This is a genomic window from Cupriavidus sp., assembly GCF_057315035.1.
This window is the reverse complement of record NZ_DBHKYV010000004.1, coordinates 289,679-302,593: the sequence shown is the minus strand read 5'-3', so window position 1 is coordinate 302,593 and position 12,915 is coordinate 289,679. Positions and strand designations below refer to the sequence as shown.

At 60.3% G+C, this 12,915-nt stretch carries 13 protein-coding genes; 10 read left to right on the top strand and 3 right to left on the bottom strand.

What is annotated here, in order from left to right; all coding sequences use genetic code 11:
* Positions 1-185: hypothetical protein (locus ACO550_RS09890; protein WP_315598644.1), on the top strand; the 185-nt coding region annotated here is incomplete at its 5' end.
* Positions 178-579 (top strand): hypothetical protein, encoded by a 402-nt coding sequence (locus ACO550_RS09885; protein WP_315598645.1) that lies wholly within the window; start codon positions 178-180, stop codon positions 577-579. The genes ACO550_RS09890 and ACO550_RS09885, both read left to right, overlap by 8 nt.
* 31 nt (positions 580-610) lie before the next feature.
* Here ACO550_RS09885 and mrdA read toward each other — a convergent pair whose 3' ends face one another.
* The 3 genes from mrdA to ACO550_RS09870 form a co-directional block, all read right to left on the bottom strand.
* Positions 611-2,782, bottom strand: a complete 2,172-nt coding sequence (gene mrdA / locus ACO550_RS09880; RefSeq protein ID WP_315598646.1) for a penicillin-binding protein 2 — start codon at positions 2,780-2,782, stop codon at positions 611-613.
* Between the two features lie 200 nt (positions 2,783-2,982).
* Positions 2,983-3,960, bottom strand: coding sequence for a tripartite tricarboxylate transporter substrate-binding protein (locus tag ACO550_RS09875; protein ID WP_315598647.1), 978 nt, complete (start codon positions 3,958-3,960; stop codon positions 2,983-2,985).
* Between the two features lie 215 nt (positions 3,961-4,175).
* On the bottom strand, positions 4,176-5,102 hold the full coding sequence (locus tag ACO550_RS09870) for a LysR family transcriptional regulator (RefSeq protein WP_315598648.1): 927 nt from the start codon (positions 5,100-5,102) through the stop codon (positions 4,176-4,178).
* A gap of 104 nt (positions 5,103-5,206) precedes the next feature.
* Here ACO550_RS09870 and ACO550_RS09865 point away from each other — a divergent pair, with 104 nt between their 5' ends.
* The 8 genes from ACO550_RS09865 to ACO550_RS09830 all read left to right on the top strand — a co-directional run bounded on the left by ACO550_RS09865 (position 5,207) and on the right by ACO550_RS09830 (position 12,879).
* Positions 5,207-5,875 carry an RraA family protein gene (locus ACO550_RS09865; RefSeq protein WP_315598649.1) on the top strand — a complete coding sequence of 223 codons (669 nt, stop codon included), beginning with the start codon at positions 5,207-5,209 and terminating at the stop codon, positions 5,873-5,875.
* Complete coding sequence (locus ACO550_RS09860; RefSeq protein WP_315598650.1) at positions 5,872-7,086, top strand: aminotransferase class I/II-fold pyridoxal phosphate-dependent enzyme; 1,215 nt, start codon at positions 5,872-5,874, stop codon at positions 7,084-7,086. Before ACO550_RS09865 ends, ACO550_RS09860 begins: the two co-directional genes overlap by 4 nt.
* A gap of 18 nt (positions 7,087-7,104) precedes the next feature.
* Positions 7,105-7,917, top strand: coding sequence for an alpha/beta hydrolase (locus ACO550_RS09855; protein WP_315598651.1), 813 nt, complete (start codon positions 7,105-7,107; stop codon positions 7,915-7,917).
* 56 nt (positions 7,918-7,973) lie between these two features.
* Positions 7,974-8,882, top strand: a complete 909-nt coding sequence (locus tag ACO550_RS09850) for a LysR substrate-binding domain-containing protein (RefSeq protein ID WP_315598652.1) — start codon at positions 7,974-7,976, stop codon at positions 8,880-8,882.
* Positions 8,883-9,163: 281 nt separating this feature from the next.
* The gene (locus ACO550_RS09845; RefSeq protein ID WP_315598653.1) at positions 9,164-9,811 is read left to right on the top strand and encodes a DUF4286 family protein; all 648 of its coding nucleotides are present in this window, start codon (positions 9,164-9,166) and stop codon (positions 9,809-9,811) included.
* Positions 9,811-11,136 (top strand): MFS transporter, encoded by a 1,326-nt coding sequence (locus tag ACO550_RS09840; protein WP_485994709.1) that lies wholly within the window; start codon positions 9,811-9,813, stop codon positions 11,134-11,136. The genes ACO550_RS09845 and ACO550_RS09840 overlap by 1 nt, the downstream gene beginning before the upstream one ends.
* A gap of 61 nt (positions 11,137-11,197) precedes the next feature.
* Positions 11,198-11,899, top strand: coding sequence for a 5-oxoprolinase subunit PxpB (gene pxpB / locus ACO550_RS09835; protein ID WP_315598654.1), 702 nt, complete (start codon positions 11,198-11,200; stop codon positions 11,897-11,899).
* Positions 11,896-12,879: a biotin-dependent carboxyltransferase family protein gene (locus ACO550_RS09830; protein ID WP_315598655.1), complete on the top strand. Its 984-nt coding sequence runs from the start codon at positions 11,896-11,898 to the stop codon at positions 12,877-12,879. The genes pxpB and ACO550_RS09830 overlap by 4 nt, the downstream gene beginning before the upstream one ends.
* The last annotated feature ends 36 nt before the right edge of the window (positions 12,880-12,915 follow it).

Sequence of the window (12,915 nt, the reverse complement as noted above, 5' to 3'; positions counted from 1 at the left end):
TCATCGTTTCAGACGCAGAAGGAATCTCCTGCCTTCAGGCAGGGGAGGATGTCAATTTTTGCTCGCCGAACTTGAACGCCTTGCGGCCTTCGCCGAACGTTTCGAGCCTCGCCAAACTCAGCGGCGATATGATGCTCTGGTTGGCTTCGATAAGCCTGTCCTGTCACGCAATGCCCCGTGGATAACGAAACCTACCTGCAGTTTCCCGCCTTGCAAACGCTTGCTCGCCGCACCGATGCCGTAACTGTCGATTGTGGGTGTAGCAGCCCCGAGCTCGATGACTGGACGTCGTTGCCGATCTCCTTTCCGGAGGATCAGCTTCGCGTGATTGGCACTTTGGTTCGCGATGCCTACAGCGAAGCGACTTTCGAGGAATACCATCCTCAGGGCACTACCCTCTGGTCAGCCGAAGCTCCGATTGCTCCCCTCTACTTTCCGTACAACCGCTGCACGGTCTCGGAGTGCGAGGTTTGCCAGCGCGCGTATTTGCGCTACGTAGAGGGCGGCGGGTACTTCGTGGACCCGCGCATCCGGCGGCTGAGGGCCGGTGTTCTTGTGGATGCCCCACTCGCGGAATAGGCCAGCCCTCTGTCCTGTCTAAGCCAGACCACTACGCATGCGTCGCGGAGTGTTGCTGGGTCATAAGCTTGTGCGGTAACCCGGTTGTCGCGCTTTCGGGATTCTTCTTCTGCGGCGCAGCTTCGGGACGGTGTGTCAGCGTATCGCGCACCCTATCCTCCAACGTCGGCGCCGATGCACTTTGCACTCCGTCGTCGACTGCGCCAGTCTCCTTACGGGCAACACCGGCTTGCGTCACGGGTTCATCGGCATCATTGTCGCTGCCTTGGGCTCGCGCCTGCAATTCCACTGCAGGCTCCGCAAGGTCCTTTGGCCACTGTTTCAGCAAATAGAAGTCGAGGAGCTTTCTGGCAATCGGTGCGGCAGCCTCCCCGCCCCAACCACCATTCTCGACAATCAGCGCAAGCGCAATGGTGGGATGCTCCGCGGGAGCAAATGCCGTATAAAGCGCGTGGTCCCGTTTCGCCTCGGTCACGGCGTGGCTGACATACTTCTGGTTGCGCTGTAGCGAAAACGTTTGTGCCGTGCCGGTTTTCCCGCCAGATTCGTACTGTGCTCCCGCAAAAACCTTTGCAGCCGTCCCTGAATGGGTCACGGCAACCATAGCCCGCTTGACCACATCGATGTCGGCCTGGCGCAGTGGAATACGATAACTCTGGCCCGATTCAAGAGGCGTGCGCCGGTGCGTGAGAGGGTCTTCCATCGCCTTCACCAGATGCGGCTTCATCGCAACGCCATCATTGGCCAGAATGGCTTCGGCGTTTGCCAACTGGAGGATTGTGAAGCTGTTATACCCCTGTCCGATACCTAGTGAGATAGTTTCCCCGTCGTACCATTTTTGCAGCGAGACCTTCCGGTAAGCGCTTCGCTTCCACTCGGTCGAAGGCAAAATCCCCCGGCTTTCGCCGTTGATGTCGATGCCCGTCAACTGGCCAAAGCCAAACGGCTTCATGAAATCGTGGATGGCATCGACACCCAGGTCATTTGCCAGCATGTAGTAGTAGGTATCACACGAATGCACGATTGACGCCTGCATATCAATCCAGCCATGGCCGTTGGGATTGTCGTCACGAAACGTGTGATTGCCGAGCGTGAAATGACCAGGGTCCTGGAATCCCCAGGATGGCGTTCGTTTATGCAACGCCAGGGCGGCCAATGCCATGAACGGTTTATAGGTGGACCCGGGCGGGTAGGTGCCGTGCAAGGGTCGGTCGAGCAACGGTTTGTCGGGCGAGTTGTTGAGCTCGTCCCATGCCGTTGGGTCAATGCCTTCGACAAAGAGGTTCGGGTCAAAGCTCGGCGCAGAGACAAATGCGAGAACCTCCCCTGTGGTGGGCTCTATGGCAACCAGCGCACCACGATGTCCCGCAAATAATGCCTCGGCGAGTTCCTGCAGCCGGATATCGATCGACATGACCAGGTCCTCGCCTCGACTGGCCGGCTTTGTAGCCAGCGTCCGGACAGGACGACCCGATGCTGACACTTCCACCTCCTCGTATCCGGTCAGGCCATGCAACTCAGCTTCGTAGCTCTGCTCGACACCGGTCTTTCCGATGAAATCCGTGCCCTTGTAGTTCGATGCATCCTTGCGAGGGTCGAAGGGTGAACTGCCATCACTATTCGCCTCTGACATCGCATCGAGCCTGTCCTCGTCTTTCTTTGAAACTCGCCCGATATAGCCGATGGCGTGCGCGGCCGCTGCCCCCAACGGATACTGTCGATAGGACCGCGCATGAATCTCGACACCAGGAAACCGGTATTGCTGCGCCGAGAATCGTGCAATCTCCTCATCCGTCAGATGCGCCCGTATCGGTACGCTCTCAAAACTGCGCGAGTCTTCGAGCAGGCGCGCAAATCGCCTACGATCACGTGGCTCGATGTCCACCAATGCGGAAACGGAAGTAATCGTGTGGTCGAGCGTGTCCGTCAACTTTGACGGCGTGATCTCGAGCGAGAACGCCGAATAGTTTCTGGCAAGGACAATCCCGTTCCGGTCGGTGATAACGCCTCGTTCGGGAGGAATGGGAACCAGCGAGACGCGGTTGTCCTCTGCCTTGGCAAGATATCTGTCGTGCTCATGCCACTGGAGCCACCCAAACCGGGCAAACAGCAAACCAAAACAAACGGAAACGAATACGACGGCGCCGCGGATGCGGGTGTGAAATCGAGCAACTTCCTGCTCGACGTTGCGAACTTCGGTCATGGGGGGCGAAAAGGGTGGCAACGCGCGCTCGCGACGCCCCCCTCAAACTCTCGGCTTGCTGTGTTGGGACGGGGCTGTTGGACCTGACCCACAAGAGTTTGTTCAGAAAAAAGCCGAATATGACGTGATTGCCCTAAGAAGGCATTCCGAGGAGACAAACGACGGCACGCCTCACCCAAGCCCGCTTCTCTGCCCCAAGCTTACGGCGCCTCAACCTTCATGGTCTTCAACAGCGGTTGCCACTTGTCGCTCTCCGACTTCAGCCACGTCTGCAGGCCCGCAGGCGTTTGCTTGTCGACCGGAACGATTTCGGCGCCGAGCTCATCGAGGCGCTTGGAGACCATCGGATCCTTCAGTGCCTGCTGCAGCGCCTTGGTAAGACGCGCAGTGACCGCGGGCGGTGTGCCCTTGGGCGCGTAGACGCCATGCCACACCTTCATCGAAAAGCCTTTGACGCCGCCCTCATCCATGGTCGGCGTGTTGGGCAGCGCCTTGATGCGGTTAGGCGTGGTCACGCCGTACAGCTTCACGCGATTGGCACTGATTTGCTGCAAGGTGGAGGTGGTCTGGTCGCACAGCAGGTCAACCTGCCCGCCCAGCAGGGCCGTCATGGCCGGCCCCGTGCCCTGGTAGGGTATCGATGTCATCTTGACACCCACAGCCTCCTCGAACAGCAGGCCGCACAGTTGCGACACGGCACCCAGGCCGGCGTTGGCCAGCGAGACCTTGTCCTTGTTCTGCTTGACGTACTTGACCAGGTCCGCCGTGGTAGCTGGCGGCAGGTCCTTGCGGCCGAGCATGGTCATCGGAACATCGGCGACCTGCCCGATGTAGTCGAAATCCTTGAGCGGGTTGTACGAGAGCTTCTTGTATAGCGCCGGCGCGGTTGCCATCCCATTGTGATGGATAAGGATGGTGTAGCCATCAGGTTGTGCTCGCGCAACATAGGCTGCGGCAACCGTGCCACCGGCGCCAAGCCGGTTCTCGACCACCACGCTTTGACCAAGGTCCTTGGACATCGCTTGCCCAAGCGCCCGTGACACGACGTCAGTGGGGCCGCCGGCCGAGAAAGGCACAATCAGCGTAATGGGCTTCGACGGGAAGGCGTCCGCAGCGACTGCCGATGCACCCAACGCCAGACCCGATACGCCAATCGCCAACCGAATCCATGGACCCATACCAACCAATTGCTTGCAAACCATTGTTGTCTCCGATGTTGCTGCGGCGAGTCTTCCGTCGCCGAGTCTGTCTACTTTCGGAGTGAAGGTTGCTTGATGACTGCCTGGCAGAGCAATCTGGGAATTCCGAATGGGCCTTACGGCAATTCCGAACGCAGCAGATATCCGATGGTTTTGCCAGCCCAAATCTGGGGGTAAGCACCAGGCTGGCTGTACTAACGTGATGTCCGTTTTCGCGGTGAGGCGGACAACTTGCCGCTCGACAGGATATCGATGGCCGCCTCGACCGCCGGACTCTGTCGACTTTTCGACCAGGCCATGGCAGTCGTGACGACGTCCACCGCCTCTTTCAACGGACGCACAACCACGCTTTCCGGCGCGGCCTTCTTCATTGACGCGGGCACCAGCGCGATACCCTGCCCGCACCCCACAAACGCCACTTGCGTGGCCACCGTCCTGACTTCGTGCAGTATCCGCGGCGAAAATCCGGCGGCGCGGCACGTCGCAATAAGACTGTCGAAGTAGCTCGGACTGAGCGCGCGGGAAAAAATCACAAACGGCTCTTCGGCCAGGCTCGCAAGGCGAACCCTGGGCATACCCGCAAACCGGTGGGTCTTGGGCAGGGCTACCGCCAGCCGGTCCTGCTTTAGCGGTGTCGTCCCGATGGCCGCGCCCGACTCACCTTCAAGGCGGGCAAACGCCAGGTCGATGTCGCCGCGCTCCAGCGCCGGCACCGCGTCGACACTATCGATTTCCGTTACCGAGACGGTCAGCTGAGGAAACCGCTTTCCCAGTTCGTCGATGAGGCCCGGCAGGGTCTCGACCAGCGCAGAGGAAATGGCCCCAATCGACAGCACGCCGGTGCTGCCATTAATGGCCTCCTGGACGGCGAGTTCCAGACGGTCCAGTTGCTCGGCGAACTTCCGCACTGCGGGCAGGATTGCGGCCCCAACCGGCGTCAGCGTGGCGCCTTTCCTGCCGCGCTCGAACAACTTCACCTTGAGCGCCTGCTCCAGTACCTGGATCTGCTCGGTCAGTGGCGGCTGCGACATCCCGAGCCGCTTTGCCGCACGCCCGAAGTTGCCCTCTTCGGCAACCGCCAGGAAGAGGTACAGGTGTCGAACCAGCCTGAAGTTGATCATGGCGATTGATAGGTTTGGCGTATGGATAAGTTACTGGATTCGGAATTTACATTGCGAACTCTAGCGCCGAGAGTACAGCCATGGCAACCCGACATACCTTCATCATGAGTACATCCTCCCTGCTGGACCGCCTCGCATCGCTGGACACCAATACCGTTTCCGATGCGCTCGATTTCCTGAATCTTCCCGGCGCTACCTACGGTATCCGTCCGCTCTGGGACTGCCCGAAGATTGTCGGACGCGCGAGCACCATCCAGCTTGGCCCCAAGACTGATGCAAAGCCGACGGTCCATCTCATCTCCCCAGTCGTCGCCAGGATTCAAACCGACGATCGCATCCTGGTCATTGCCGGCGGGCTCGAAGGCATCTCCTGCTGGGGCGACATCCTTGCCAATGCCTCGGCGGCAAGGAAGGTACGCGGCTCCGTCATTGACGGCGTGAGCCGCGACATCGAGGGTAGCGAGTCGATTGGCTATCCGGTCTTCGGGCGCGGCATCACGATGATCAGTGCACGCAACCGCGTGATTCAGGTCGACTCGGGCAAGGCGGTCACGTTCGCCGGCGTGGTGGTCAACGAGGACGATTACGTGATTGCCGACCGCTGCGGTACGGTCTTCGTTCCGGTTGACCGTATCGAAGCGGTGCTTGACCTGGGCGAACGCATTGCGCGCCGTCAGGACGGCATGGTGCAAGCGGTGCGCACCGGACGCTCCGTCGAGGATGTCATGCACGACAAGGAATTCGAAGGGATCAACAGCAAGGAAGCAAAATGACCGTCGAGCATCAGCGTTTGAACACCAACCTTGCCCACGCCCAGCCGTCCGCAACGTACCGCATGATGGACCGGGTCGCCGCCAGGCGCGCAACCGGTGCAAAGGTCATTTCCCTGAGCGCGGGCGAGCCCGACTTCGATACGCCGGTTCATGTCTGCGATGCGGCCATCGACGCCATTCGCAGTGGCCACACGCGCTATACGCAAGTCGCCGGGCTTCGCGCACTGCGTGAAGCCATCGCCGCGAAGTTCAAGCGCGAGAACGATCTCGATGTCGGCTGGCAGGACACCATCGTCTGTTCAGGCGGCAAGCAGGTCATCTATAACGCGCTGGCCGCAACCTTGAATACCGGTGATGAAGTCATTGTGCCGGCGCCCTACTGGGTGAGCTACCCCGAGATGGCACAGCTGTGCGGTGCGACGCCGGTCGTTGTACAGTGCGGCGCCGACGTCGGTTTCAAGTTGACCCCTGAGGCGTTGGATAAAGCGATTACCTCGCGCACCCGCTGGCTGATTCTCAACTCACCATCGAACCCGACCGGCGCCGTCTACTCGCGAGCCGAGCTGACCGCGTTGGCGGATGTATTGCTGGGCCACCCGCACGTGCTCGTGCTGTCGGACGACATCTACGAGCACCTGACCTTCGACGGCGAGCCCTTCTTTACCCTCGCCCAGGTGGAGCCGCGCCTCAAGGACCGGACACTGACCATGAACGGCGTGTCCAAGGCGTATGCCATGACTGGCTGGCGGATCGGCTTTGGCACCGGTCCAGCATGGTTGCTCGAAGCGATGGAAAAGCTCCAGGGGCAGCAGACCTCCGGCGCCTCATCGATCTCGCAACACGCGGCGCTAGCCGCGCTGCAAGGCCCCCAGGATTTCATCCGCGAGTCGAAGCAGGTGTTTCAGGCTCGCCGGGACATGATGGTGGAGTTGCTGAACAACACACCGGGACTTGGCTGCGCCGTACCGGGCGGTGCTTTCTACGCGTTTGCGTCTTGCGAGGGCCTGCTCGGCAAGACCACGCCCGCCGGCACGCTGCTGCAGTCGGACGAAGACGTGGCACTCGCCTTGCTTGAAGAAGCCAACGTTGCCGTCGTGCACGGTTCGGCGTTCGGGTTGGGCCCATACATCCGCATCGCCTATGCACTGGACAATGGCTCCCTGCGCAAGGCGTGTGAAGCGATTCATCAGTTCTGCGTGTCGCTCAAGTAAAGTCTCCCTCCGAATACCATGAAAAGAGATACCAGGAAGGAAACGGCCGCGCTTGAAGTAGCGGGCGTCGCGCTCAAGGTCGCGGCCATCAGCCGTCAGGGCGAACTGGCGCCAATCGTGTTCCTGCACGGGTTCGGCTCCACCAAGGAAGACTACGCGGATATCGCGATCCATCGCGCGTTCGCGGGTCGCGCGTTCCTGGCCTACGACGCACCGGGTTGTGGTGAGACTGCGTGTGGCGATCTTCGGAAGGTCAATATTCCATTCCTGGTCGAAACCGCCAAGGCGATGCTGGCTCACGCCGGCATCGACCGCTTCCATCTGGTCGGGCACTCCATGGGCGGGCTCACGGCCTTGATGCTCGCCCATGAGCTGCCTGACCGCGTACTGAGCTTTATTGACATCGAAGGCAATGTCGCGCCAGAAGACTGTTTCCTGAGCCGGCAGATCGTGGACTTTCCCGCCGACGACCCACAAGCCTTCTTCAACGAGTTCATCGACAGGAACTGGCACTCGTCCCAATATTCATCGCCGCTCTACGCGGCAAGCCTTCGCCACAAGGTTCGCGCACAGGCGGTGTCCGGCATCTTTACCTCGATGGTGCATCTGTCGGACCATGGTGCGCTCATGGACAAGTTTCTGTCGCTTCCTTTCCCAAGGATGTTCATGTACGGCGAGCAAAACAACTCGCTGACCTACCTGCCATTGTTGGAGAAGTCGGGCGTGGAGCTTGCGAAGATCAGTCAGTGCGCGCACTTTCCGATGTACTCCAACCCTGTGGAAATGTGGCACCGTATCGGCAGGTTCCTCGCAAGCGCCGAAAGCAGCTGACACGACAACGCGCATGCATCCCGCCGCAGTGATATGAAACCGAGGTCTGCCTTCTCATGAATACCCGCTTCCTGGAGAGCTTTATCCTGGTCGTGCAGCTGGGAAGCTTCCGCGCCGCGGCCGAGAAGCTGCACATCACGCAGGCCACGATCTCGAACCGGATTGCATCACTGGAGGAGGAGATTGGCGCTCGGGTCTTTTCGCGCGATGCGGGAGACCTGCGTCTCACGCCGGTAGGGATGAGGCTGATTCCACTTGGCGAGCGCGTGCTCGAGATGCAGAAGTACATCATGCAACTCGGGCAATCGGACCAGAACGTACTCGGCAGCGTGCGCATCGGTGCGATTGACACGGTGGTCCACACCTGGCTGGTCGGGTTCATCGAGCATCTCCAGTCATCCTACCCAGGAATAGAGGTTCAGCTGAGTTCCGAGTCCACCGACCGCCTCAACAAGAGCCTTCGAGATGGCGACGTAGACATTGCCTTGCAGACCGACCAGCTTGCCGGAGACGGCGTGATTAGTACCACGTGTCTGCCAATGGGCGTCGGATGGGTTGGACAAGGCGCCAAAGGCGAGCGACGGGTAGACGTGCGGGAACTGCTTGCCCAACCTGTAGTGACAATGAGCCGTGGTTCGCAGCCTTATCTGGTCCTCAAGGATGTCTACCGGCGTGCCGGCGTGCCAATGGGGAAGGTGCACTGCGTGAATTCCATTGCGGCACTTGCCCGGCTGGTGAGAAGCGGGATTGGCAATGCACTGATTCCACTGCCCCCGGTACGCGAAGAAATCGTAAGAGGCGAACTGCGGATTATTGAAACCGACATGCAGCTTCCCCCGCAAGGGATTATTGTCAGTTATCTCGAAAGTCGGGAATCAGACGCCATTCGCCTGGTCGCTGAATTGGCTTGCCAGGAGGCCGACCGCTTCATGCGCTCGATGCCGGCACCTTTCTCACCTCAATAACGGGCACTCTGCCAGATACACAGCCCTCAGGATTACCCTGAGTCGCGCCTTCTCGTGTTCCCCCAGAAAGCTTCGAAACGCCCAAGCCAGCAGGAATTCCGGCGGTCGAGACACCCTGCAAGTCACTTCATGCACCAATAGGGCCCAACGTGCCGCTGCGCTGGTGCATCAACCCTTAAGGGTCGAAAGAAATCCTATTGGGGAGTCGAAAAAATTCCCGTTTGTCCCTGACCGGCTCGGCTCAGTAGCATGCATATAACCAAAACGAGCGAGATGAGGCAATGACAGAAAACAGGTTCGGCATGCTTTTCGTGGCATCGGATATTAGCCCCGATGATGAGAAGAATTTTAATGCCTGGTACGACCGTGAGCATATCGAAGAGCGCGTTCGCATGAAAGGCGTTATTTCCGCAGCCCGTTATGTTGCAGTCACGGGTCGACCAAAATATCTCGGCCTCTATTGGGCGGAATCGGTTTCGGTATTTGCTTCGCCTGCATATTCACACGCCTTCAAGAACCAGACACCCTGGTCGGTCAACGTGCTGCCGAAAATGCTCCGGCCAACGCGTCGCATTGGCGAGGTCTCGGCTGAGATCGGTCAAGGCAGCGGTGCATGGGTGGCAGTGCTTCCGCTGAACGCCGCGCTTTCAGGCTTCGAAGAAGACTGCGCAGACGTTGGTGCCCTACTGGCGGAAGACATTGCGTTTGTACGCTCGTACGTGATCACCCCCGATGACGAGCTTAGCCGCCCGCTTCCGCTGGAAGACCTTGCGTCGCGCGAAATGCGCCCGCTCTTGATCATCGAGAGCAGCAGCTCGGCATCCAACGAGGCCGCGCTGCGTTACGCGATTGAGGCCCTTCCCTGCTCGGTGGCGGATGCGGCCCGATACCAACTGATGTGGAAGCTGTCGCGCGAGGAGCTGAAGTAATGGACAACGCCACTGCTTACCCGACCGCGACAGCGCCGACGCATATTGCGGCGCCGCGCCAGAAGATGCGACGCCTGGCAGCCGCCAGTTCGATTGGCACCACGCTGGAATGGTACGACTTCACGGTCTACAACCTCATGGCCGCGCTGGTTTTCAACAGCGTGTTCTTTCCTTCGGTAGACCCGCTGTCGGGGACCATCCTGGCCTTCTCGACCTACGCCGTTGGCTATCTGTCGCGGCCGTTCGGCGGCATTGTGTTCGGGCATCTTGGTGACAAGCTTGGCCGGCGCTTTGTGTTGGTCGCCACGCTGGTATTGATGGGCGCATCCACAGGCCTTATGGGAATGCTTCCCACCTATGAGGTGTGGGGTATCTGGAGCCCAGTCCTGCTGGTCGTACTTCGCTTCTTGCAAGGGGTATCGATTGGCGGCGAGTGGGCCGGCGCGGTCTTGCTTTCGATGGAGCACGGCAGTCAGCACCAACGTGGACGCAACGCGTCTTTCGCTCAGGTTGGACCCGCCTGCGGCACGCTTCTTGGGGCCGGCTTCATCACTTTCTTTACCTTCTTCCTCTCGGCGGAAGCGTTTCATGACTGGGGCTGGCGCATTCCGTTCCTTTCCAGCGTGGTACTGGTGGCATTCGGTCTCTGGTTAAGGCGCGGCGTGGATGAAACGCCGATGTTCGAGCAACTCGAGCAAGGCCACAACAAGGCGAAGGCACCGTTGAAGGAAGTGGTTCAGAGCCACTGGCGTCGCCTGCTGATTGCGGGTGGCGTACGGATTGGCTCGGACATCGTGTATGGCTTGCTCGTCGTCTTCACACTTACCTATGTGACCACGGTACTGAAACTGCCGCGTTCGCTGGCGTTGACGGCAACCATGCTTGGCGCGGCGCTTCATGCGGTAGCAGTGCCGGTCTTCGGCGCGCTCAGCGACAGGCTTGGCCGAAAACTGGTCTACGGGGCTGGCGCCGTACTCTCGATTGGCTGGGCGTTCGCGTACTTCGCGCTGATGAACACCCTCAGTCCCGTGAATGTATGCATTGCGGTGGTGGTTGGCATGTTGTTCCAGGCCATGATGTACGGACCCCAGGCGGCCTTCGTGACCGAACAGTTCCCGACGCGCGTCCGCTATGCCGGCGCCTCGCTGGCAGCAACGCTAGGCGGCATCATCGGCGGCGGATTTGCACCGCTCGTCTTTACCAGCCTCTACAAGACGTATCAGTCCTCCACGACGCTCTCGCTCTATATCGGTGCCGGCCTGCTGGTCACCTTGGCCAGCTTGCTTGCCGCCCGGGAAACGGCGCACAAGCCGCTGGAACACTGACTTGTCCCGGCCGCCGCGACAACACGCGGCCGGACCTCGAATCGAAATCGGTATTTCAAGCATGACGCTCACACTCGAACTGAGAGAGCCCGACCACAACGTCGTGGCGCGCATTCACGCCGCCGGATCTGGCGCGCTACTGCTCGACGCTGCCACCGGCGCTTTCGACAACGACGTCCAGTCGCTGCTGCTCAATCTGGCCAGCAAGTTGCGCCAGCGGCTGGCGCAGACGACGTCCCATGAGGTAGTCCTCGGTGTCAACAATCTGCTGCTGACATTCGACCCGCTCCTGCTTCACCCCCGCAAGGCGGAAGCACTGATGCAACAGCTATGGGAATCTGCCACGCCCTCGCGCAGCTCGGGCAAGCATTTCGACATTCCCGTGACCTACGGCGGGGAATGTGGCGAAGACTTGCTCGCCCTCGCAGAAGGCGCGGCACTCGATGTGGATGAGTACATCCGTCGTCATAGCACCGCCGTCTACACCGTTGCATGTGTTGGCTCGATGCCGGGGTTCGCCTATATGACCGGACTTCCGGAACAACTTTCCGTGCCACGCCGCAGCACGCCGCGCATGAAGGTGCAGAAGGGCGCAGTCATTGTCGGGGGCAGCCAGGCAGGCGTGATGCCATGCACGGCTCCCTCTGGATGGCACATCGTAGGCATGACCGATCGCGAGATGTTCGACGCGACCCAGGACATTCCATGCCTGCTCTCCCCCGGAGACACCGTCAGGTTCAGCATCAAGGAGATTCTGGCGTGATAGAGATTCTTTCGAACGGCGCGCCCAACGTGATCCAGGATCTTGGCCGGCACGGTTGCCTGCGCTTTGGCGTCAGCCGCAGCGGTGCCATGGATCCGTTTGCGCTGTCGATCGGCAATGCGCTGGTCGGCAATTACCCGGGCGAGGCAGGTATCGAAATCAACCTGTTCCCGTTTCGCGTCAAATTCCATCAACCCACGCGCTTCGCCGTGACCGGGGCCGACGCCAGGGCAAGCCTCGATGAACAGCGTCTTGCGCCGTGGTGGGGCCGCTCCGCTTCGGCTGGTCAGACGCTGGTCATCGAGCGCCCGCGCCGTGGCGCCAGGGCTTATCTGGCGATCGGCGGGGGCATCAACGTCGCGCCGGTAATGGGGTCGAAATCCACGGACCTGAAGGGCGCCTTTGGTGGAGCTTCTGGTCGTGGCCTGATGCGCGGCGACCGTCTCGATATCGGCAACGCGCAGTCGCGCTCCGAACGGCCCTGGAAAGTGGGGCTTGGCGTAGTGCCCGAAGGCCTGCTCGCATTCTGGGCGGAAGTCAGCACAGGCTGCGTTACGGTTCGCGTCCTGCCTGCCGCCGAGTTCCAGCGGTTCACGCCCGAATCACGGACAGCTTTCCTCCAGGACGCGTTCACGGTAACGCCAGATGCAAATCGGGTTGGCTACCGACTCAACGGCCCCGTGCTCAGCCAGGCCGAACCCGTTGAGCTGCTTTCGCACGGCATTGTTGCCGGAACCATCCAGGTTCCCCCGTCGGGACAAGCCATCGTCCAGCTTGCGGAAGCCAACACCTGCGGTGGCTACCCGAAGATCGCCACCGTGATCGAAGCCGACTTGTGGAAGCTGTCGCAAGCACCGGTTGGCTGTGCCATCCGCTTCGAACTTACCGACATCGACACCGCTGTCACCGCGCTTCAAGCAAAGCGTGACGAAGAACTACGCATCAGGGACACCCTCGCAATGATGTCGGGCCGCGCCTAGACCGCGTGGATGCCCGACCTATCCAGAAAGGAAATG